Below are 21658 nucleotides of genomic sequence, written 5' to 3'. Positions count from 1 at the left end.
ACGGAGCCCTTCCATGGCCGAATACCAGATCCCCGGCCGCGTGCCGGACGACAGCACGCCGCGTGATGCAATCTCCAACTACTGGCGCGAGCGCTACACGGCCGAGCCGTACTACGACGACCAGCTGTTCTTCGAGGACTACGAGCCGGCCTACCGCATCGGCCACGCGGCGCGTGCGCAGGACATGATCCGCGCCTACGAACAGGTCGAAGCCGAGCTCGAATCACGCTGGGCCAGCGAACGTGGCCGCAGTCGCCTGGACTGGGCGCAGGCCCGCAACGCCGTGCGCCGTGGCTGGGAGGAAGCGCAGCTGGCGGATCCGCGGTTGAAGCGATAGCGCCATGCTGTCTTAGAGCCGAGCCTACGCTCGGCTCTCGCACCACGTTTGTAGAGTCGAGCCACGCTCGACTGAGCCGAGCATGGCTCGGCTCTACACCGGATCGATCAATCCTGTTCCGGCAGCGGCGGCACGATCGCGCTGCGCTTGCTCTCGCCACCACCGGCGGCGATCAGGTCACGGGTGTTCTTCTGCACCGCCACCGCGCCGAACAGCGACAGCGCATACGCCATGCCATAGAAACCCTTCTCGCTGGGTGCCAGCGTGGCATTCCACAGCCCGACCAGCAGCAGCATCAATGCCGACAGCAGCGCGAACCAGCACAGCGCGTAGTACAGGCCGCTCACCGGAATGTCTTCAACGCGGTCGCGCACGCTCTTCTGCAGCGACACCGCTGCAAACAGGCCGAACAGCAACAGGGTCAGGTAGTAGCCCTTCTCGTTGAGCGCCATCGTGGCGTTGAACAGGCCGATCAGGTACGCCGCCGCGCCCAGCAGCAGGGCCACCCACGAGGCGGCGATGAAGGCGGTGGAGGGCTTGTGGGGCATGGCAGTGTTCATTGCAGATCCTTGGCAGGCAGACGGGCACGCTTTGCCCGGGCGTGCCCACCCTAGACGATCCCGCCGCTGTCGCACAGGGGGCGCAGGACCTTCGGGCCACGACGGTCACGGCTGCAGTGGTATACAAGGTACAGCCCGGCCATCCGAATCCCCGCCCTGGAGATACCCATGACCCGCACGCCCCTGCTGCTCGCCCTCGGCCTCGTGCCGATCCTCGCCACCTCCGCTTGCAACGCCGCCGATCCGGCCGCCGGCGGCGCCCAGACCGCCGCACCGGCTTCTGCGGCCACCGACCAGCGCCCGTTCAATTCCACCGAAGTCAGCCGCTTCGACCAGCCCTGGGCGATGACCTTCCTGCCCGACGGCAGCCTGCTGGTCACCGAAAAGCGCGGCACGCTGCAGCACCTGGACCTGGCCAGCGGCCAGAAGCACGAGATCACCGGCGTTCCCAAGGTCGCCTATGGTGGCCAGGGCGGTTTCGGCGACATCATCCTGCACCCGGATTTCGCCCGGAATCATGTCGTTTACGTCAGCTATGCCGAGGAAGGCACGCTGGACACCCGCGGTGCCGCCGTGGCCCGCGCCACGCTGGCGCTGGACGCCTCGGGTGCCGGCCAGCTGAAGGACCTGAAGGTGATCTGGCGGCAAAGCCCGAAGGTCAGCGGTGAGGGCCACTACGGCCACCGCCTCGCCTTCGGCCCGGACGGCAAGCTGTGGATCAGCTCCAGCGAGCGGCAGAAGTTCGATCCGGCCCAGGACATGGGCAGCAACCTCGGCAAGATCGTCCGCCTCAACGACGATGGCAGCCTCCCCGCCGACAACCCGTTCGCCTCGCAGGGCGGGGTCGCCGCGCAGGTGTGGTCGCTGGGCCACCGCAACATCCTGGGCATGGCCTTCGATGCCAACGGCAAGCTGTGGGCGCACGAGATGGGCCCGGCCGGCGGCGACGAACTGAACCTGATCGTGCGCGGCGCCAACTACGGGTACCCGATCGTTTCCAACGGTGACCACTACGACGGCCGACCGATTCCCGATCACGATACCCGGCCGGAATTCGCCGCCCCGAAGGTGACCTGGACGCCGGTGATCTCGCCGGCCGGCTTCGTGATCTACAGCGGCAGCCTGTTCCCGCAGTGGAAGGGCAGCGGCTTCATCGGTGGCCTGTCCTCCACCTCGCTGGTGCGCGTGGCCTTCGACGGCGACAGCGCGCGCGAAGCCGAGCGCTTCAACATGGGCGAGCGCATCCGCGAAGTGGAACAGGGCCCGGATGGCGCGCTGTGGCTGCTGGAAGATGGCAGCAAGGCACGCCTGTTGAAGCTCACGCCGAAGACCTGATGCCCCGGTAGTGCCGGCCGCTGGCCGGCACGCTTCTCCGCAACGGCCCCGCACGCGGGGCCGTCTGCGTTCATTGGATGGTGATGACCTTTACCTCGGTCTTCGTGCAGGCCTGGTCCAGGCACTGCCCGTTCAACCACACCTGGCCATCACCGATCATCACGCCCTGCTGGTTGACGAAGACCTTGCCGAAGTCCTGTTCGGTCACCGCCTTGACTACCGCCGGAGTGATGATCTTTTCGTAGTTGCGCTGGAACTCACCGGGGCCGGTGATCTTCTTCCCGCCGCTGATGTTCAACGGGAAGCGCACTTCCTCGACCACTGCAGCGCGATCTCCACCGACCACCGCGGTCTTGAACGCGTTGAAGACCTTTTCGTACTGCGCGGCATCACCCAGCACGCTCTCGATACGCGCACGCGCGTCTTCCGCGGGCGCATCCGCCGGTGCGGTTGCGGCGGGTTCGGCCGCCGGCGTCGCCGGTTCAGCCGCAGGCGTCGCTGCAGCACTGGCCTCCATCGGCGGCGGCGCATCCGCCGCAGGCTCGGCCGGCGGCGCCGGCTGCGAACAGGCCGCCAGCAGCAGGGCGGGAATCAGGTAGGCCATCCGGCGCATGCGCGCACTCCATCGGGACAGGAAGCCCGATGGTAGCGCCGCCGCAGTGAGGACAACAAAAAGGGGACGGAGGGGATTAAGTCGTTTTGGCACAAACGACTTAATCCCCTCCGTCCCCTTTTTGCGTTGGTCAGGCCTTCAGCAGCTCGAACTGCACGGCGTCACCTGCCGCCGATGAGGCGCAGACCCACAGGTCGAAGTGGCCCGGCTCGGCACGCAGCACGCCGTCGCGGCCGGTGAAGGCCAGCTGTTCGCGGCTGAGGGTGAACACCACTTCGGCCGACTCGCCCGGCTGCAGCGCCACCTTGCGGAAGTCCTTCAGCTCACGCACCGGACGCACGCGGCTGGCCACGCGGTCATGGATGTACAGCTGCGCCACTTCCTCGCCGGCCGCATCACCGCTGTTGGTCAGCGTGGTGGTGATGGTCAGGGTGTCGTCCCAGCCCAGCTGCGCAGAACTCAGCTGCGGCACGCCGTAGGCAAAGGTGGTGTAGCCGATGCCGTGCCCGAACGGATACAGCGGCTCGTTCGGAATCTCGCGCCAGCGGGCCTTGAACTCCGACATCGTCGGCAGTTCGGGGCGACCGGTGCGCGGGTGGTTGTAGAAGTACGGCTGCTGGCCGGACACCTGCGGGAAGCTGACCGGCAGGCGGCCGGACGGGCTGTAGTCACCGAACAGCACATCAGCCACGGCATGGCCGGTCTGCGTGCCCAGGTACCAGGTCACCGCCACGGCCTGTGCATTGCGCACCGCGCCCTGCAGGGCAAGCGCGCGACCATTGCGCAGCAGCACCACCAGCGGCTTGCCGGTCATCGCCACGGCCTCGGCCAGCGCCTGCTGTGCCGGCGGCAGGGTGATCTCCACGCGCGACTGCGCTTCACCGCTGTAGCGCTGCGGTTCGCCCAGCGCCAGCACCACCACGTCGGCGCGCAGCGCGGCCGCCACGGCCGCTTCGGTGCCGCCCGGAATCGCGGCTTCCAGATCGCAACCCGGCACGATCTCCAGCAGCGCCTCGTCGCCGATGGCGGCACGCACGCCGGTTTCCAGGTCCACATAGCGCTGCTTGTCGCCGAACAGCGTCCAGCAGCCTTCGATGTTCTCGCGGTCCTGCACGAAGGGGCCAATCAGCGCGATCTTCTGCCCGGTCTTCTGCAGCGGCAGCACGTTGTCACGGTTGTTCAGCAGCACGATCGAACGGCGCGCGGCATCGCGCGACAGTGCGTCATGTGCGGCAATGTGCGAGGTATCCGCTTCGCGCGCCGGGTCCAGCGAACGGTACGGGTCGTCGAACAGGCCGATGGTTTCCTTCAGCCACAGGATGCGGCGCACGCCTTCATCCAGCACCGCCATCGGCACGTCGCCGCTCTCGACCAGGCCCGGCAGGTGCTCGGCGTAGAAGCCGCTCTGCATGCTCAGGTCCAGGCCGGCGGTGAACGCCTTGGCAGTGGCATCGCGGTCATCGGCGGCATAGCCGTGCGCGACCAGTTCCATGTCGGCGGTGTAGTCGGAGATCACCACGCCCGGGAACTTCCATTCGCCGCGCAGGATGTCGGTCAGCAGCTCGGCATTGGCACTGGCCGGCACGCCGTTGATGTCGTTGAACGAGGACATCACGGTGATCGCGCCCGCATCGAAGGCGGCCTTGAACGGCGGCAGGTGCACGTCGCGCAGGGTCTGCGGCGAGATGTCCACCATGTTGTATTCCATGCCGGCCATCACCGCGCCATAGGCGGCGAAGTGCTTGGGCGTGGCCAGCAGCGAATCGGCGGCGCGCAGGTCGCTGCCCTGGAAGCCGCGCACGCGGGCGGCGGCAAACGCACAGCCCAGCACCACGTCCTCACCGGCACCTTCAGCGCCACGGCCCCAGCGCTGGTCGCGGGCGATGTCCACGGCCGGCGCATAAGTCCAGTGCAGACCCGCAGCCGTAGCTTCGATGGCGGTGGCGCGCGCGGTGCGCTCAGCCAGGTCCGGCTCGAAGCTGGCGGCCTCGCCCAGCGGGATCGGGAACACGGTGCGCATGCCGTGGATGACGTCGGCAGCCAGGATCACCGGGATGCCCAGACGGCTCTCCTCGGTGGCGACCTGCTGGATGCGACGGCCCAGTTCGGCGCCCACACCATTGAACAGCGAGCCGACCTTGCCCTCGCGCACCTGCTGCAGCACCTGGTCGGCATTGCGCACGTTGGCTTCCGGGTTCACGTCCGGGGCGAACGGGCGGACCATGTCCGCGAAGACACCCAGCTGGCCGACCTTTTCCTCGACGGTCATCTGGGCAATGAGGGATTCGATGCGATCGGAGGCCACCAGCAGTCCTTGATGAAAACGTTTACAAGCCCGGCATTCTAGCGATCCCGAGCCATTTGGCGAGAGGTTTCGTCGTTCAGTTTCAGCCACCAGCGGGGTCCGTATGGCCCCGCCGGGGGCACCGCAGCTTACTCCGAGCCGGCCAACTGGCGCTGCCCGGCCATCAACATGGCGTCGCTGGAGGCCTGGAACACCCGCAGGCCGAAGGCCGGCAGGATCGCCAGCAGGTGGTCGAAGATGTCCGACTGCACCGCCTCGTACTCACCCCAGGCGGTACTGCGGGTGAAGCAGTAGAGCTCCAGCGGCAGGCCTTCGGTGGTCGGCTGCAGCTGCCGTACCAGCAGAGTCATGTCGGTATGGATGCCCGGGTGGCTGCGCAGGTAACGCTCCACATACGCACGGAAGGTGCCCAGGTTGGTCACCCGGCGGCTGTTGACCTCGGCCACGCCCTGCTCGCGCAGGCGCCCGTTCCACTGCCCCAGTTCCTGCTCCTTGGACTGCAGGTAGTCACGCAGCAGCGCGAATTCGCCGAGGAAGGCCAGGTCGCCCTCGTCCAGGAAACCGACGCTGTGCTGGTCCAGGTACAGCGCGCGCTTGATCCGGCGGCCACCAGCCTCCTGCATGCCGCGCCAGTTCTTGAACGACTCGGTCACCAGTTTCTTGGTCGGGATGGTGGTGATGGTCTTGTCGAAGTTCTGCACGGTGATGGTGTGCAGCGCGATGTCGATCACATCGCCGTCGGCGTTCTGGCTGGGCATCTCGATCCAGTCGCCGATGCGCACGCGGCCATCGCCACTGATCTGCACGCTGGCCACCAGCGACAGGATGGTGTCCTGGAAGATCAGCATCAGCACTGCCGTGGCAGCACCGAGGCCGGTCACCAGCGGGCCCAGCGCTACGCCCAACAGGGTGGCGACGATCGACAGGCCGGCGGCCACGAACACCACGATCTTGACCACCTGCAGGTAGCCCTTGATCGGCTTGTTGCGCGCATCGGGCTTGCGCTCGTACAGGCTGTTGGCCGCGTCCAGCGCATGCGAGAACGCCATCGACACCGTCAGCACGGCCCACACGATGCACAGCTTGATGATGACCTTGACCAGGCCTTCGGGCAGATCGGGGATGAGGGTGACGCCCGAGGCGATCACCTGGCTGGGCACCACGTTGGACAGACGCGAAATGACCCGCATCACGTGGCTGCCGCGCCCGGACTCGGCGCCCGGCAGGCGCTGCAGCAGGCGCCGCAGGCCACGCACCAGGATGCGCTTGGTCACCCAGTTGGCCAGGCCGGCTGCGATCAACAGCGCCGAGATCATCAACGCCAGGTAGGCGCCGGGATAGGGTTCCAGTGTGTTCTGCAGCCGTTCCAGCCACTGTACCGCCACCACCGCATCCACCATCAGTTGTCTCCCTTCTTCATTGCTGTTGAGGTTGCCGGCCAGCGGCCGGCACTACCGGGGTGTCGGCCGCTGGCCGGCACGACCGGGTCAGTCCCGCGTGCGTTCGATGATCACGCCCACCGCGCGCGCGCCGCGCACCGCGCCCGGCTTGCTCAGCTTCAGGCGCAGCCACTTCACGTCGAATTCGTCCAGCACGATCTGCGCGCAGCGTTCGGCCAGGGTCTCGACCAGGCCGAACTCCGACTCGCGTACGAACTGCTCCAGGCGCTTGCTCACCGCCTTGTAGTTCAGGGTGTGGGCGATGTCATCGGTGGCTGCGGGGCGACGGTTGTCGAAACCCATTTCCAGGTCGAACACCAGGTCCTGGCGGATCCTTCGTTCCCAATCGTAGATACCGATCAGGGCGTCGATCGTCAGCCCCTCGATGAAAACCTTGTCCATTGCGCTTACCAGCCCGAATACAGGCGGCCATGGTAACGGCACGGCGGTGAGCCTGCCCGGAACGGGCGGCGGGTGGCCGGCAGGGACACGGCTCCAGAAAAGACAAAGGGCCCTGCTAGCGGGGCCCTTTGGTACTACCGTTTGTCCCCGGGGGGAGCTGTTGGACAGCCGCGAGTCCCGGTGGCGCAGGCACGCAGATTAGGCAAGGACCCGATCGCCGGTCAAGGCCAATTCCGACAGGGCAGGTCAGGTCGTCGTCCGAGGCCAAACGCAGAAAATCAGCCGCGCGGACAACGACGTTCCCTGATGGTGGTCGCCGGCCACTCTCGCGAACATCGATTCCTCCTTCACCACCGCACATGACGATGGCTCCATACGATGTACTGCGGCGCGCGCTGTCAGCGGAGCGTCTGTCTACTTACGAGAGAATCGCATCGACCTGCAGCCCCGACGTCACAGCCGAATCCCTGTACCTCTGGAACATGCGGATGTGCGGCGCACTGATGATGCCGGTCCATCTGTGCGAAGTGGTCACCCGTAACGCCGCTGCTACCGTGCTCGCCCGACAGCATGGCCCGCGTTGGCCTTGGAATGATGCCTTCCGACGCAGGCTGCCAACCTCGACCTGTACTTCCGCACGTGCAGCACTGGAACAGGTTGCTGGCCGCACGACCGATACACCCGAAATCGTCGCCAAGCTGCCGATGGTGTTCTGGCAGCAGCTTTTCACCTGTCGCTTCGACGCCACGCTGTGGATACCCGCACTCAACGGAGTTCTGCGGCATGCACCCTCAGCTCATCCCAGCGTCATCAGAAAAGCCATCCACGCTGACATCGGACGCATTCGCCACCTGCGCAACCGCATTTCGCACCACGAGCCCATCCTTGAGCGCGACATCGGCGCCGACCTGGCCGCGATCGGGCGGCTGATCCACGCCCGCTGCCCGCATACGCTGGGCTGGCTGCAACGCCATGAGCGGGCGACGACAGTGTTGGCGACGTCGCCGTTGGCAATGCGTCGGTAATACGTTCGCCGGGCAGGGCCCGGCGCTACCGGTTCCGGGGCTCACACCGCCGGCAGGGTCGCCATGTCCCAGCGCGGGGTCACATCCACCTTCGGCGGGCTGTGCTGGCCGGCCTGCAGGCGCAGCGCACCGGCGAAGGCGATCATCGCGCCGTTGTCGGTGCACAGTGCCGGCCGCGGGAAGCAGGCACGGCCGCCGAGACGCTCGGCCATCTGCTTCAGGCGCGCACGCAGGCGCGTGTTGGCACCGACGCCACCGGCCACCACGATCACATTGGTTCCGGCCGCTTCCAGCGCGCGCTCGCACTTGATCGACAGGGTCTCGACCACCGCGTCTTCAAAGCCGCGGGCGATGTCGGCGCGGGTCTGTTCGCTCTGGTCGCTGTCGCGCCAGGCCATCAGGACCTGGGTCTTCAGGCCGGAGAAGCTGAAATCCAGCCCCGGGCGGTCGGTCATCGGCCGCGCGAAGCGGTACGCGCCCGGCCTGCCCTGCTCAGCCAACTTGGCCAGCTGCGGCCCCCCCGGGTACGGCAGGCCCATCAGCTTGGCCGTCTTGTCGAAGGCCTCGCCGGCCGCGTCGTCCAGGGTCTCGCCCAGCAGGCGGTACTGGCCAATGGCGTCCACCGCCACCAGCTGGGTATGGCCACCCGATACCAGCAGCGCCACGAACGGCGCTTCCGGCGGGTCGTCCTCCATCAGCGGGGCCAGCAGGTGGCCCTCCATGTGGTGTACGCCCACCGCCGGGACCTCCAGCGCCCAGGCCAGCGAGCGGGCCACACCCGCGCCGACCAGCAGCGCGCCGACCAGACCGGGACCTGCGGTGTAGGCCACGCCGTCGATATCGCCTACGCCCAGGCCCGCTTCGGCCAGGGTCTGGCGTACCAGTGGCAGCAGCTTGCGGACGTGGTCGCGGCTGGCCAGCTCGGGCACCACACCACCGTATTCGGCGTGCAGGGCGATCTGGCTGTAGACCGCATGGGCGCGCAGGGCCGCGCTGCCGGCCAGGTCGGTGTCATACACCGCCACGCCGGTCTCATCACAGGAAGATTCGATGCCAAGGACTCGCATACCTGCTATTATGACGCCCCTGCCGCCCCCTCGGGGGACGTGCAGATCTCACTGCTTTCGAACCCCCGGCCCGTATTCAGGGTTGGCCGCTTGCAGTTTGTCGTTTCGCCGCTATAATGTGCGGCTCGCCGGGCGTGACCCGGTTCTACTGTGTCCCGGAGATTCCATGCCCAGCGTCAAAGTCCGCGAGAACGAGCCCTTCGAGTTTGCTCTTCGCCGCTTCAAGCGCACTTGCGAAAAGGCCGGTGTGCTGGCCGAAACCCGCAAGCGCGAGTTCTACGAAAAGCCGACCCAGGAGCGCAAGCGCAAGGCCGCCGCTGCTGTGAAGCGTCAGCTGCGCCGCTCGTCGCGCGACGTCACCAAGCGTCAGCGCCTGTACTGATCGGACGCATCTTCATTGCGGCGGGCTTGCCTGTCGCGATGGAGCCGAAGCCGGCACGCGCGAGCGTCGCCGGCTTTTTGCGTTTCCGGGTTCGGGCATCCGCCCCGCCCCACCTACCACCACGAGGTTCCTCATGAGCATGAAGCAGCAGCTCACCGAAGACATGAAGGCCGCCATGAAGGCGGGCGAGAAGCACAAGCTGGGCGTGATCCGCCTGATCAACGCCGCCATCAAGCAGCGCGAAGTGGACGAGCGCATCGAGCTGGATGACACCGCCGTGATCGCCGTGCTCGACAAGATGGTCAAGCAGCGCAAGGACTCGGTCAGCCAGTTCGAAGCCGCCAACCGCGAAGACCTGGCCGAGATCGAGCGCGCCGAGATCGTGGTCATCGAAGCCTACCTGCCGGCCAAGATGGGCGAAGCCGAGATCGTGGCCGCCATCCAGGCCGCCATCGCCGAGACCGGTGCCTCCGGCCCGGCCGACATGGGCAAGCTGATGGGCGCACTGAAGCCCAAGCTCGCCGGCCAGGCCGACATGGGCCTGGTCTCCAAGCTGGTCAAGCAGCAGCTGGCCTAAGCCGGCATCCGGGGTCAGCGCCCTTTCGTTCGCGAAAGGGCGCTGACCCCAATCGATGCACCCGCTTCACCGCACCTTCGACCCCCGGCTGTTACAACACCCTCATGGTCGAGCAATCGCACTCCCCCGACGACACGCGCCCCCACGGTTTTCCTGCCCGGCTTCGCCACTACGCTGACCGACTGCAGGACAGCTTCCCGATGGCCGTCGCCAAGCGCTTCGTCGAAATCGACGTGCTGACCCAGGCCGCCTCGGTCTCCTTCTACGCCCTGCTGTCGATGGCACCGCTGCTGGTGCTGCTGCTGTGGCTGACCGCCTCGCTGTACCCGCCGGCACAGCAGACGCTGATCAGCCAGATCGGCTCGGTAGCCGGCAGCAGCGTGGCCAGCGTCGCCGACACCGTGCTGCACAACGCCAACAGCCAGCCCAGCGTCGGTTCGCTGGCCGGACTGTGGAGCACCCTGCTGCTGTTCGTCGGCGCCACGGCGGTATTTGCCCAGCTGCAGAACGCACTGAACCGGATCTTCCACACCAGCGGCCAGCGCCTGGAAGGCGTCAAGGCCTGGCTGCGCAAGCGCGTGTTCTCGTTCGGCGTGGTGCTGGCGCTGGGCTTCCTGCTGATCCTGTCGATGACCGCCACCACCGCGCTGCAGGTGGTGTTCGCGCAGCTGCCCTCGGTACTGCCGGCGATCGGCTACCTGACCTCGCTGCTGCTGTACACGATGGCCTTCGCCTTCCTCTACCACTACCTGCCGGACCGCCGCGTGGCCTGGCGCCAGGCCTTCATCGGCGGCGCCATCACCTCGGTGCTGTTCACCCTGGGCCGCTATGGCATCGGCGTCTACATCGCTACCGTGGCCCCGGGCAGTGCGTATGGTTCGATGGGCGCGCTGGTGATTTCGCTGGTCTGGATCTACTACGCTACCGCCGTGTTCTTTGTCGGCGCGCTGATGACTGCGGTGATCGACGAGCGCCTGTATGCACGGGCGCAGCTGGCCAGGGCCGGCGTCGACGCCGAACAGGCCGGCCCCGGCGCCGCCAGCGAGTAAACTAGGGGAATCCGCCGCCCCTGCTGCGCGCCCTGGCGGCCGCGCCCTGCCCTGTTGACCATGGCCCGTATCCCCGACGCTTTCATCGACGACCTGCTGGCCCGCACCGACATCGTCGAGGTGGTGGGCAGCCGCGTGCCGTTGAAGCGCCAGGGCAAGGAGTACGCCGCCCGCTGCCCGTTCCATGACGAGCGTTCGGCATCATTCACGGTCTCGCCCACCAAGCAGTTCTATCACTGCTTCGGCTGTGGCGCGCACGGCACCGCGATCAGCTTCCTGATGAACTACGATCGCCTCGAGTTCCTCGACGCGGTGGATGAACTGGCCAAGCGCGCCGGCATGGAAGTGCCGCGCAACGAGAACCCGCGCAGCCCGCAGCAGCAGGACGACAGCCGCGAGCTGTATTCAGCGCTGGATGCGGCCACGAAGTTCTTCCAGAAGAACCTGGAAGGCAGTGACAAGGCACGCAGCTATCTTGATGGCCGCGGTGTCGACGAGGACAACCGCGCCCGTTTCCAGATCGGCTATGCACCGGATGGCTACAGCGGCCTGCGCGATGCGCTGGGCAAGGACGAGCGGCGGATGAAGCTGCTCGACCGCGCCGGCCTGTTCTCCAAGAACGATCGCGGGCACGTCTACGACAAGTTCCGCGACCGGGTGATGTTCCCGATCTTCGACCGCCGTGGCCGGGTGATCGCCTTCGGCGGCCGCGTGTTCGAGAAGGACGACGGCCCCAAGTACCTCAACTCGCCCGAGACCGCGCTTTTCCACAAGGGCCGTGAACTGTACGGCCTGTGGCAGGTGCGCCAGGCCAACCAGAAGATCGAGCGGCTGATCGTGGTCGAGGGCTACATGGACGTGGTCTCGCTGTTCCAGTTCGGTGTCACCCAGGCGGTGGCAACGCTGGGTACCGCGACCACGCCGGACCATGCCGAGCTGCTGTTCCGCAACGCGCCGGACGTGTTCTTCTGCTTCGACGGCGACGCCGCCGGCCGCCGCGCCGGCTGGAAGGCGCTGGAGTCGGTGCTGCCGCGCATGAAGGATGGCCGCCAGGCCTTCTTCCTGTTCCTGCCCGATGGCGAAGACCCGGACACCATCGTGCGCAAGGAAGGCGCCGAAGCGTTCAACGAGCGCCTGAAGCAGGCCACGCCGCTGTCGCAGTTCTTCTTCGACGAGCTCACCCGTGAGATCAACCTGGGCACGCTGGACGGCAAGGCACGCCTGGCCGAGCGGGCCAAGCCGATGCTGGCGCAGATTCCCGACGGCGCCTTCGGCGACCTGATGAAGCAGCAGCTGGCGCAGCTGACCGGGCTCGGCGGCAACGCCCCGTCTGCGCGCGCGCCGATGCCTCAACGCCAGTCGGCACGCACTATTCAGCCGGTGGCCAAGCGCAGCCTGGTGCGCGGCGCGATCGCCGTGCTGCTGCAGCAGCCGTCACTGGCGCTGACGCTGGGCGGCAAGCACCACTTCCAGGGCCTGCGCCTGCCGGGCGTGGAGCTGCTGCTGGAGCTGCTGGACTTGGTCGAGCAGCGCCCGGACATCAGTACCGGCGCCCTGCTGGAGCACTTCGACGGGCGCGAGGAACAGGCGTCACTGCACACCCTGGCCGCGCAGACGATACCTGGCGACGACGCGATGTGGACCCAGGAGCTGCACGATGCCGTGGCCCAGCTGGAGAAACAGCTGCTGGTGCAACGTCTGGAGGAGTTGTTGGCAAAGCAGCGCCAGCAGGGTCTGGACGATACTGACAAGTACGAACTGCGCGAGCTGTTCAAGGCCCGCGCCAATCTTCGCCTCTAGCGGCAGAACCCATCACCGGAGAGACCATGCTGCTGCGCCTGACCTGCCTGCTGTTGTTGTCGCTCTGCCTGCCACTGACGGCCCTGGCCGAAGACACGCCCCTCAACGAAGTCCGCCCCGGCCTGTATGCCGGCGGCCAGCCCAGCGCCGCACAGCTGCAGGCCCTGGCCGCGCAGGGCGTGCGCACCGTGATCGACCTGCGCCAGCCCGACGAGGACCGTGGTTTCGACGAAACCCACCTCGCCGAATCGCTGGGCCTGCGCTACGTGCGCATTCCAGTCGCCGGCGCCGAGGGGCTCGATGCCGCCAACGTACGCGCCGTGCACCAGGCACTGCAGCAGAGCCAGGGGCCGGTGCTGCTGCACTGCGCGTCCGGCAACCGCGCTGGCGCCGTGCTCGGCCTGATCAACGCACGCTACGAACACGCCAGCCCCGAACAGGCACTGCAGCTCGGCCAGCGCGCCGGCCTGAAGTCGCTGGAGGCCGCTACCCGCCAGCGCCTGGCCACGCCGGTCACTTCGCCCTGAACCCTCCGCACCAAGGACTCTGCCCACCATGACCCGCTGGTGGTCGCGCCTGCGACCGGACAATTTCACCCTCGCCCTGCTGTGCACCGTCGGCCTGGCCTCGCTGCTGCCGATGAAGGGCGCCGCCGCCATCGTCCTCGACGATGTCACCACCGTCGCCATCGCCGCGCTGTTCTTCCTGCATGGTGCGCGCCTGCCGCGCGAGTCGATCATCGGCGGCATGCTGCACTGGCGGCTGCACCTGACCATCCTGGCCTGCACCTTCATCCTGTTCCCGCTGCTGGGGCTGATGTTCAAGCCGCTGTCGGGCTGGCTGCTGACCCCGGAGCTGTATCTGGGCGTGCTGTTCCTGTGCACCCTGCCCTCCACCGTGCAGTCGTCCATCGCGTTCACCTCCATGGCGCATGGCAACGTGCCCGCAGCGGTGTGCAGCGCTTCGTTGTCGAGCATCCTCGGCGTATTCCTGACCCCGCTGCTGCTGACCGCGCTGGCCGGCACCTCCGGCGGCATCCACGATCCGCTGCATGCGATCGGCGGCATCATGCTGCAGCTGCTGGTGCCGTTCGTGGCCGGCCATCTTCTGCGGCCCTGGATCGCCGGCTGGGTGGAAAAGCAGCGCGCGCTGCTGCGCTACACCGACCAGGCGACCATCCTGCTGGTGGTGTACTCGGCCTTCGGCGAAGCTGTCACCGAGGGCCTGTGGAGCAAGACGCCGCTGCTGTCGCTGTTCGCTGTGGCAGTGGTCGCCGCTGTACTGCTCGGCATTGCCATGCCGCTGATCACTTTCATCGCCCGCCGCCTGCGCTTCAATCGCGAGGACGAGATCGCCATCGTGTTCTGCGGCTCGAAGAAGAGCCTGGCCACCGGCGTGCCGATCGCCAAGGTGCTGTTCGCCGGCGGCAGCCTAGGCGCGATCGTGCTGCCGGTGATGATCTACCACCAGATCCAGCTGATCGTCTGCGGCGTGATCGCGCAGCGGTATGCGCGGCGCAAGCCCTGACCATCCGGGAAATCATCCACGCATGGCGTGGATCTACTGTAGAGCCGAGTCCATGCTCGGCTGACACCTGTGATCCGGAGTAGATCCACGCCATGCGTGGATGCTCCCGCCATGCTCGACTCTACAACCAGGGCAGGATCCAGTGGTCCACCAGCAGGAAGGCGAACAGCGCCATCAGGTAGACGATGGAGTAATAGAACATCTTCATCGAGAACAGTTCGTCCGGCGGGTCCAGCATGCGCCAGGCGTACCAGAGGAACACGGCATTGAGCACAATCGCGCCGCCCAGGTAGAACGCACCGCTCATGCCCACCAGGTACGGCAGCAGGCAGACCAGCGCCAGCACCACCGAATACACCATGATCTGCTTGCGGGTGTGCACCACGCCGTGGGTTACCGGCAGCATCGGGATCTCCGCCTTGGCGTAGTCCTCGCGGCGGAAGATCGCCAGCGCCCAGAAGTGCGGCGGGGTCCAGATGAAGATGATCAGCACCAGCAGCGACGAGTACGCCCAGTCCGACGAGCCCTGCATGCCGGTCACTGCGGCCCAGCCCAGCATCGGCGGCATCGCGCCGGCCAGGCCACCGATGACGATGTTCTGCGAGGTCGCACGCTTGAGGTACACGGTGTAGATCACCGCATAGCCAATCAACGAGGCGAAGGTCAGCACAGCGGTGATCAGGTTCACCCACAGCACCAGGATCGCCATCGACAGCACGATCAGCACACCGGCGAACACCAGCACCTGCCATGGCTTGACCTTGCCCACCACCAGCGGACGCCACGAAGTGCGCGCCATCTGCGCATCGATGTGCGCGTCCAGCAGCTGGTTGATCGCGGCTGCGGCCGAGGCCGCCAGCCAGATGCCGAGGAAACCGAGCACGCCGGCGCGCACCTGCTCCCAGCTGGGCACGCCGGGGATGGCCAGGACCATGCCGACCAGGGCGGTGAAGACAATGAGGGCGACGACCTTGGGCTTGGTCAGGTCCCAGTACTGGCGGTAATTGGAAAACATGGAATCAGTCCGGGGCACGCAGGCGGGCCAGCAGGCTGACCAGCACGAACAACAGGGCAACGGCCACGCCGTTGTGGGCCACCGCCACTTCCAGCGGCAGCGCCAGCTTCACATTGAGGATGCCGAGGGTGACCTGCAGCACCAGCAGCGCGATCAACGCGCTGGCCCAGCCACGCATGCTCGGCAACCGGAACAGGCGCACGCCCAGCCACAGCAGGTAGACGGCCACCACCACCGCAAACATACGGTGCGCCATCTGGATGGCGATACGCGAAGCGCCATCCAGCACGCCGCCTTCGTAATCCACGCCGATGCCGCGCCACAGGGTGAAGCCTTCGACGAAGTTGTGCTGCGGCCACCACTGGTTGGCGCAGCGCGGGAAGTTGTCCAGCGAGGCGCTGCCGCCGCCGCAGGCCAGCGCCGCGTAGTTGGCACTGACCCAGCCCCCCAGTGCGATCTGGGTGACCAGCACCGCCACACCGATGCGCAACAGCCACTTCAGCTTCGGCGCTTCGGCCAGGGTGATCGGCATGTGCGTTGCGCGCCAGGCCATCCACACCAGCAGGCCGAACATCAGCATGCCGCCCAGCAGATGGCCCATCACCACGATGGGTTTGAGCAGCAGGGTCACCGTCCACATGCCCAGCAGGGCCTGGAAGATCACCACCGCCAGGGTCAGCAGTGCCGCGCGCGCCAGGTCGATGTTGCTCCAGCGCAGCGCGGCGATCAGCAGGATCGCCTCGCCGATCAACGCCAATACGCTGGCGGTGCCATGCCAGCCCATCATGTACAACGGTATACCGGCGGCCACCAGTACGCAGGCGGTCACTACCGCCGTACTTCCGAATCGCCGCTTGCGCGTGGCCAGCAGCGCCAGGGTCAGGATCTCGATGCCCAGCGCGCCGGCCAGGAAACGGTGCACCTGCTCACGCCAGGCCTTGTGGGTCTCCAGCGGGCGGATCTCCGCCGCCGGGTGGCCGATGGTCTCTTCCACGTGCTGCGGCCAGGTGGCCTGGCCATAGCAGGTCGGCCAGTCCGGGCAGCTCAGGCCGGCATCGGACAGGCGCACGAAGGCGCCGAACATGATCGTGCTCGCGGTCATGATCATGGCGAACCACGCCAGGCGGTGGAAATTGCGGTGCAGCGCCGGACGCGCGGAAAGGCTCATCAAACGGGACTCACTTCAGTTTCAGCAACGTGGCCATGTCCTTGCGCAGGCCACCGAGGTCGGAACCCGGGGCATGGCGCATGATCACGAAGCCGTTCGGATCGATCACGTAGACCGGCAGTCCCGCCGGATCATCGACGCCCGGCAACGCCGCGCGCAGGGCTGGCGACGGAGCCAGCGGCCGCAGCGCGGGCAGCGAGGCGATCGACGCCGGTGGCGTTCCCAGCCACAGGATCTCGACATTATCGGCGTTATGGCCGAACAGCTGCCACACCTTGCCCAGTCCCTGCGACAAAGTGACGCACTGCGCGTCGCAGGTGCCGGGCGGGGCCACCAGCAGGCGCCAGGTGCGGGCCTCGGGGTTCCAGGGGTAGGGCTGGCCGCTGGCCAGGGTCGGCGCCTGCTGGCGCAGATCGACCGGCGGCTTCAGCAGCTGTCCGGCATTGCGGTGCCCGGTTGGTTGCCAGCCGGAGAAGCGCAACACCGCGGCCAGCGCCATCGCCCCGAAGAACACGGCAAACAGCAGCACCAGGGTCCGGCGGCCGGAGCCGCGCGCCTGCGGGGACGTAGCAGTGTTCATGCGGGGCATTTTCTCATGGTTGGGTAGGGGATGCGGGGGTGATGCCGCGGTAGTGCCGGCCGCTGGCCGGCATCCAGGAATCCGAGGGCGTGCCGGCCAGTGGCCGGCACTACCGTGCCACGGCGCGTCTCCTGCGCCACTCCAGCACCACGGCCACCACCAGCACGGTCAGGGCCAGCCCGAACCACTGCACGGCGTAGCCCAGGTGACGCTGCGGCGGCAACGTGTTCGGCAGCAGGTCCAGATCGCGTTCGTCGCCGAACGGCAGCGCCGGGTCCAGTCGCAGGACCCGTTCGGGCAGCGCAGGCAGGCCAAGCGCTGCCGCCAGCCCCTCGGCCGGCAATCGGCTGGCCAGCCAGCGCCCGGCCTCCCCAGTGGCGGAGAACGCCGGGCCCAGTACCAGCCCCGCCGACGGCGGCGGCGCCAGCAGCCCGCGCACCGCCACCGGTGAAGGCGGCGCCGGAATGTCCGGCAGCGTGCGATCCGGCGGCAGCGCGCGCCAGCCGAGATCGACCAGCAGCACGCTGCCTTCGTCACTGCGGAACGGGCGATAGATCTTTACGCCGGCACGGCCGTGCCGGGTCTGGTTGTCCAGCAGCACCATGCCGGGCAGGAAGCGACCGTGATCGGCCACACCGTGCAGCGCACCCGGGGCTGCCAGGGCCTGCGCCAGCGGCAGCGCCTGTGCCACAGCTGGCCCCTGCGCATCCAACATTGACTGTTTGGCATGCATGCGCTGCAGCTGCCACAGCCCCAACGCGCTGAAACCCGCCATCGCCAGCACGGCCAGCAGCCATCCGATCACGCGCGTGTGCTGGCGCATCATGACAAGTCCGCGCAAACGCGGTCAGATAGGCGCATCCACCCTGCCCTCGAGCCGCGCATGAGTGATTCGCTGAAGACCCTGCTGGTAATCGCGTTTCTGATCGTCATCGTCTGGAATCTGGGCGCCGGCCTGTATTACCTGCTGGTCGACCGCGGCCAGACCAAGCGTACGGTCAACGCACTGACACGTCGCATCTCGGTGTCGGTGGCGCTGATCCTGCTGGTGATCGTGAGCATCTACATGGGCTGGATCAAACCGCACGGCATCGGCGGCTGAAGCCACCGCTGCCTGCGTGGTCAAAGCACGTAGACGAACAGGAACAGCATCAGCCACACCACGTCGACGAAGTGCCAGTACCACGCGGCGGCTTCAAAACCGAAATGGTTGTCGCGGGTGAAGTGCCCCTTGGCCGAGCGCAGCCACATCACGATCAGCATGATCGTGCCCAGCAGCACGTGCGCGCCGTGGAAGCCAGTCAGCATGAAGAACGTTGAACCGTAGATGCCCGAACCGAGCGTCAGGTTCAGTTCCTTGTAGGCGTGGATGTACTCCTCCGCCTGCAGGGTCAGGAAGCCGAGGCCGAGCACCACGGTCAGGCCCAGCCAGATCAGCAGCTGGCGGCGGTTGCCGGCCTTCAGCGCGTGGTGGGCAATGGTCAGGGTCACGCCGGAGGTCAGCAGGATCAGCGTATTGATCAGTGGCAGGCCCCAGGCCGGGATGGTCTGGAACGCGCCACCGATCGCCGCCGGGCCATTGGTCGGCCATCCGGCGGAATAGCCCTGCCATAGCAGCTCGTTGGTCATCACCCCGCGGCCTTCGCCGCTGAGCCACGACAGGCCCAGGTTGCGGGTGTAGAACAGCGCGCCGAAGAACGCACCGAAGAACATCACTTCGGAGAAGATGAACCAGATCATCCCCATCCGGAACGAGCCATCGACCTGATGGTTGTAGTTGCCAGCCTGCGATTCGCGCACCACGTCGCTGAACCACCAGAACAGGGTCAGCACCAGCATCGCGATGCCGATGTAGAACGTCCAGCGTCCCCAGCTGGCATCGTTGAGCCAGCTGGCCACACCGACCATGGTCACCATCATCGCGATGGAACCCACGAACGGCCATTTGCTCTGGGCCGGGACGAAGTACACGTTGGCGTCGGTCGGTGTCTGGGCCATGTCGGTATCCGAGGTCAGGGTGCGGCGTGCGCGCCTTCCGAGGTGGCGGCCGGAGCCAGCCGATCGGACAGCGCGTCGTTGCGGTAGAAGGTGTAGGACAGCGTGATCGTCTTGATCTCCGGTGGCAGGTCCGGATCGACGATGAAGCGCACCGGCATGTCGCGCTTCTCGCCGGCCTGCAGCGTCTGCGCGGTGAAACAGAAGCACTCGGTCTTGCTGAAGAAGCCCGACGCACGCGCCGGTGCCACCGAAGGCACCGCGCTGCCGACCACTGCAGCCGCGCTGTCGTTGCGGGCGAAGTACAGCGCCTCGTTGAGTTCGCCGGGCACCACGTCCATGGTCAGCTGCTCGGGATGGAACGACCACGGCAGCCGCGAATTGACGCCCCCGTCGAACTCCACCCGCACGGTGCGCTTGCCAGCTGCAGCACCCGTACTGGCTTCACCTCCAGGGCCGCGCTCCAGGCGCACGCCGAACACCTTTTCGCAGGCGATGCGGTACAGCGGCACCAGCGAGAACGTCAGCAGGAACACCGCCACCGCCACGCCGATCAGGCGCGGCAGCCCGGCACTGGGTGACGGCGTGCTGGCCGGCGCCTCGCTCATCGGCCGATCACCCCACTGAGGATGAAACCGACGTAGACCAGCACGGCGACGCCGCCGACCCACATCGCGGTGCGCTTCGCGCGCTGTCGCTGCAGCTCGATGCTTCCGCCCTGGTAGAGCCGACCGCGGGTCGGCTGCTCTTGACTGGACGACACGCTGTCAGCCGAAGCTGGCTCGACTCTGCCGATCGGGAGCGGGCTCTCGTTATGCATGCGCCACCTCAATGCGTGATGTCGTCATGCGCCAGATCTCCCGGGCGGATGGTCGGCGGCGTGGTGAAGGTGTGCGACGGTACCGGCGACGGCAGCGTCCACTCCAGGCCGCGCGCGCCCTCCCAGCTGCGTGCTTCGGCCTTTTCGCCGTTGCGCAGCGAGGACAGCAGGATCGCCGCCATCATGAACGGGGTGACGAACATGCCGAACGCACCGATCGAACTGATCAGGTTCCAGTCTGCGAAGGCCACGCTGTAATCGGGAATGCGCCGCGGCATGCCGGCCAGGCCGAGGAAGTGCTGCGGGAAGAACAGCAGGTTGACGAACACGATCGACCACCAGAAGTGCACCTTGGCCCACCTCTCGCTGTACATGCGCCCGGTCCACTTCGGCCACCAGTAGTACACCGCGGCGATCAGCGCGAATACCGCGCCGGTCACCAGCACGTAGTGGAAGTGGGCGACCACGAAGTAGGTGTCGTGGTACTGGAAGTCGGCGGCGACGATGGCCAGCATCAGGCCAGAGAAGCCACCGATGGTGAACAGGATGACGAAGGCCACCGACCACAGCATCGGCGCCTCGAACGTCAGCGAGCCACGCCACATCGTGCTGACCCAGTTGAACACCTTCACGCCGGTCGGGATCGAGATCAGCATGGTGGCGAACATGAAGTAGATCTCGCCGCCCAGTGGCATGCCCACGGTGAACATGTGGTGGGCCCAGACGATGAACGACAGGAACGCGATCGCGGCGGTGGCGTACACCATCGCCTGGTAGCCGAACAGCGGCTTGCGGCTGAAGGTCGGGATGATCTCGCTGACCACGCCGAAGGCGGGCAGGATCATGATGTAGACCTCGGGGTGCCCGAAGAACCAGAAGATGTGCTGGAACATCACCGGATCACCGCCACCGGCGGCGTTGAAGAAACTGGTACCGAAGAACTTGTCGGTCAGCAGCATGGTCACCGCACCGGCCAGCACCGGCATCACCGCGATCAGCAGGAACGCGGTGATCAGCCAGGCCCAGCAGAAGATCGGCATCTTCAGCAGGTCAATGCCCGGCGCGCGCATGTTGAGCACGGTGGCGATGATGTTGATCGCGCCCATGATCGAGCTGATGCCGGCCACGTGGATGGCGAACACAGTGAAAGCGACGTTGTAGCCGCCCTGCAGCGACAGCGGCGGGTACAGCGTCCAGCCGCCGGCCGGTGCACCGCCGGGCAGCAGGAACGTCAGCAGCAGCAGGCTGAAGGCCACCGGCAGCAACCAGAACGACCAGTTGTTCATGCGCGGCAGCGCCATGTCCGGCGCGCCGATCTGCAGCGGGATCATCCAGTTGGCCAGGCCGACGAAAGCCGGCATCACGCCACCGAAGATCATCACCAGCGCATGCACCGTGGTCAGCTGATTGAACACCTCCGGCCGGATGAACTGGATGCCGGGCTGGGCAAGCTCAAGCCGGATCAGCACGCTCATGAAAGCGCCGATGACGAACATGATGAAGCTGAAACCCAGGTACAGCGTGCCGATGTCCTTGTGGTTGGTCGAGAAGAACCAACGCTCGAAGAAGCTCTGGTGGTGATGGTGATCGTCGTGCCCAACTGCCGAGTGCGCCATTGCAAAACACCTCTCAGAATCGGTTGTCACCACGGCCGCTGGCGGC

The 21658-nt window shown here is 66.7% G+C and carries 24 protein-coding genes; 10 read left to right on the top strand and 14 right to left on the bottom strand.

Annotation, left to right across the window (positions count from 1 at the left end; genetic code table 11):
• Positions 1–13 precede the first annotated feature (13 nt).
• Positions 14–337 (top strand): hypothetical protein, encoded by a 324-nt coding sequence (locus tag EGM71_RS01855; RefSeq protein WP_188487390.1) that lies wholly within the window; start codon positions 14–16, stop codon positions 335–337.
• Positions 338–444: 107 nt separating this feature from the next.
• Here EGM71_RS01855 and yiaA read toward each other — a convergent pair whose 3' ends face one another.
• On the bottom strand, positions 445–897 hold the full coding sequence (gene yiaA / locus EGM71_RS01850) for an inner membrane protein YiaA (RefSeq protein WP_049444529.1): 453 nt from the start codon (positions 895–897) through the stop codon (positions 445–447).
• 168 nt (positions 898–1065) lie between these two features.
• Between yiaA and EGM71_RS01845 the strand changes: the two genes are divergently transcribed.
• The gene (locus EGM71_RS01845; protein ID WP_188487388.1) at positions 1066–2232 is read left to right on the top strand and encodes a PQQ-dependent sugar dehydrogenase; all 1167 of its coding nucleotides are present in this window, start codon (positions 1066–1068) and stop codon (positions 2230–2232) included.
• Positions 2233–2302: 70 nt separating this feature from the next.
• Here EGM71_RS01845 and EGM71_RS01840 read toward each other — a convergent pair whose 3' ends face one another.
• From EGM71_RS01840 to folB, 4 genes are all read right to left on the bottom strand, one after another.
• The gene (locus EGM71_RS01840) at positions 2303–2845 is read right to left on the bottom strand and encodes a hypothetical protein (protein ID WP_188487387.1); all 543 of its coding nucleotides are present in this window, start codon (positions 2843–2845) and stop codon (positions 2303–2305) included.
• A gap of 130 nt (positions 2846–2975) precedes the next feature.
• Positions 2976–5150 carry a glycoside hydrolase family 3 N-terminal domain-containing protein gene (locus tag EGM71_RS01835; protein ID WP_188487385.1) on the bottom strand — a complete coding sequence of 725 codons (2175 nt, stop codon included), beginning with the start codon at positions 5148–5150 and terminating at the stop codon, positions 2976–2978.
• A 128-nt stretch (positions 5151–5278) separates the two neighbouring features.
• Entirely contained in the window at positions 5279–6550 is a 1272-nt protein-coding gene (locus EGM71_RS01830; RefSeq protein WP_135968193.1) for a mechanosensitive ion channel family protein, read from the bottom strand.
• Between the two features lie 87 nt (positions 6551–6637).
• Positions 6638–6991 carry a dihydroneopterin aldolase gene (gene folB / locus EGM71_RS01825; RefSeq protein WP_005407807.1) on the bottom strand — a complete coding sequence of 118 codons (354 nt, stop codon included), beginning with the start codon at positions 6989–6991 and terminating at the stop codon, positions 6638–6640.
• 359 nt (positions 6992–7350) lie between these two features.
• Here folB and EGM71_RS01820 point away from each other — a divergent pair, with 359 nt between their 5' ends.
• On the top strand, positions 7351–8016 hold the full coding sequence (locus EGM71_RS01820; RefSeq protein ID WP_188487383.1) for a hypothetical protein: 666 nt from the start codon (positions 7351–7353) through the stop codon (positions 8014–8016).
• Positions 8017–8057: 41 nt separating this feature from the next.
• On the opposite strand, the gene tsaD is transcribed toward EGM71_RS01820, so the two are convergent.
• Positions 8058–9083 carry a tRNA (adenosine(37)-N6)-threonylcarbamoyltransferase complex transferase subunit TsaD gene (tsaD, locus tag EGM71_RS01815; RefSeq protein ID WP_188487382.1) on the bottom strand — a complete coding sequence of 342 codons (1026 nt, stop codon included), beginning with the start codon at positions 9081–9083 and terminating at the stop codon, positions 8058–8060.
• A 166-nt stretch (positions 9084–9249) separates the two neighbouring features.
• Here tsaD and rpsU point away from each other — a divergent pair, with 166 nt between their 5' ends.
• From rpsU to EGM71_RS01785, 6 genes are all read left to right on the top strand, one after another.
• Complete coding sequence (rpsU, locus tag EGM71_RS01810) at positions 9250–9465, top strand: 30S ribosomal protein S21 (RefSeq protein ID WP_002808376.1); 216 nt, start codon at positions 9250–9252, stop codon at positions 9463–9465.
• Between the two features lie 133 nt (positions 9466–9598).
• On the top strand, positions 9599–10042 hold the full coding sequence (locus EGM71_RS01805) for a GatB/YqeY domain-containing protein (RefSeq protein ID WP_004153909.1): 444 nt from the start codon (positions 9599–9601) through the stop codon (positions 10040–10042).
• Between the two features lie 104 nt (positions 10043–10146).
• Entirely contained in the window at positions 10147–11091 is a 945-nt protein-coding gene (locus EGM71_RS01800) for a YihY/virulence factor BrkB family protein (RefSeq protein ID WP_188487380.1), read from the top strand.
• 60 nt (positions 11092–11151) lie between these two features.
• Positions 11152–12891, top strand: a complete 1740-nt coding sequence (dnaG, locus tag EGM71_RS01795) for a DNA primase (protein WP_188487378.1) — start codon at positions 11152–11154, stop codon at positions 12889–12891.
• Between the two features lie 26 nt (positions 12892–12917).
• Positions 12918–13418 carry a fused DSP-PTPase phosphatase/NAD kinase-like protein gene (locus EGM71_RS01790; protein ID WP_188487376.1) on the top strand — a complete coding sequence of 167 codons (501 nt, stop codon included), beginning with the start codon at positions 12918–12920 and terminating at the stop codon, positions 13416–13418.
• A gap of 28 nt (positions 13419–13446) precedes the next feature.
• Positions 13447–14418 carry a bile acid:sodium symporter family protein gene (locus tag EGM71_RS01785; RefSeq protein ID WP_188487374.1) on the top strand — a complete coding sequence of 324 codons (972 nt, stop codon included), beginning with the start codon at positions 13447–13449 and terminating at the stop codon, positions 14416–14418.
• A gap of 121 nt (positions 14419–14539) precedes the next feature.
• Here the strand turns inward: EGM71_RS01785 and cyoE are convergent, their stop codons facing one another.
• The 4 genes from cyoE to EGM71_RS01765 all read right to left on the bottom strand — a co-directional run bounded on the left by cyoE (position 14540) and on the right by EGM71_RS01765 (position 18007).
• Positions 14540–15433 (bottom strand): heme o synthase, encoded by an 894-nt coding sequence (gene cyoE / locus EGM71_RS01780; RefSeq protein WP_188487372.1) that lies wholly within the window; start codon positions 15431–15433, stop codon positions 14540–14542.
• Positions 15434–15437: 4 nt separating this feature from the next.
• Positions 15438–16601, bottom strand: a complete 1164-nt coding sequence (locus EGM71_RS01775; RefSeq protein ID WP_099551635.1) for a COX15/CtaA family protein — start codon at positions 16599–16601, stop codon at positions 15438–15440.
• A gap of 10 nt (positions 16602–16611) precedes the next feature.
• Positions 16612–17181 (bottom strand): hypothetical protein, encoded by a 570-nt coding sequence (locus EGM71_RS01770; protein WP_188487370.1) that lies wholly within the window; start codon positions 17179–17181, stop codon positions 16612–16614.
• A gap of 109 nt (positions 17182–17290) precedes the next feature.
• Positions 17291–18007 carry an SURF1 family protein gene (locus EGM71_RS01765; protein WP_188487368.1) on the bottom strand — a complete coding sequence of 239 codons (717 nt, stop codon included), beginning with the start codon at positions 18005–18007 and terminating at the stop codon, positions 17291–17293.
• 57 nt (positions 18008–18064) lie between these two features.
• Here EGM71_RS01765 and EGM71_RS01760 point away from each other — a divergent pair, with 57 nt between their 5' ends.
• The gene (locus EGM71_RS01760; protein ID WP_005407794.1) at positions 18065–18283 is read left to right on the top strand and encodes a twin transmembrane helix small protein; all 219 of its coding nucleotides are present in this window, start codon (positions 18065–18067) and stop codon (positions 18281–18283) included.
• Between the two features lie 20 nt (positions 18284–18303).
• Here EGM71_RS01760 and EGM71_RS01755 read toward each other — a convergent pair whose 3' ends face one another.
• From EGM71_RS01755 to ctaD, 4 genes are read right to left on the bottom strand one after another with little or no spacing between them, the layout of a single operon-like run.
• Positions 18304–19179: a cytochrome c oxidase subunit 3 gene (locus EGM71_RS01755; RefSeq protein WP_005407793.1), complete on the bottom strand. Its 876-nt coding sequence runs from the start codon at positions 19177–19179 to the stop codon at positions 18304–18306.
• Positions 19180–19193: 14 nt separating this feature from the next.
• On the bottom strand, positions 19194–19784 hold the full coding sequence (locus EGM71_RS01750) for a cytochrome c oxidase assembly protein (protein ID WP_188487366.1): 591 nt from the start codon (positions 19782–19784) through the stop codon (positions 19194–19196).
• On the bottom strand, positions 19781–19996 hold the full coding sequence (locus EGM71_RS01745; protein WP_188487364.1) for a hypothetical protein: 216 nt from the start codon (positions 19994–19996) through the stop codon (positions 19781–19783). The genes EGM71_RS01750 and EGM71_RS01745 overlap by 4 nt, the downstream gene beginning before the upstream one ends.
• An 8-nt stretch (positions 19997–20004) precedes the next feature.
• On the bottom strand, positions 20005–21612 hold the full coding sequence (gene ctaD, locus EGM71_RS01740; protein WP_188487363.1) for a cytochrome c oxidase subunit I: 1608 nt from the start codon (positions 21610–21612) through the stop codon (positions 20005–20007).
• Positions 21613–21658: the final 46 nt, after the last annotated feature.

This window comes from Stenotrophomonas maltophilia (assembly GCF_006970445.1).
Classification (GTDB): Bacteria; Pseudomonadota; Gammaproteobacteria; order Xanthomonadales; family Xanthomonadaceae; genus Stenotrophomonas; species Stenotrophomonas maltophilia_AU.
The sequence above is the reverse complement of the archived record's forward strand: the minus strand, read 5'-3'. Positions and strand labels throughout refer to the sequence as shown.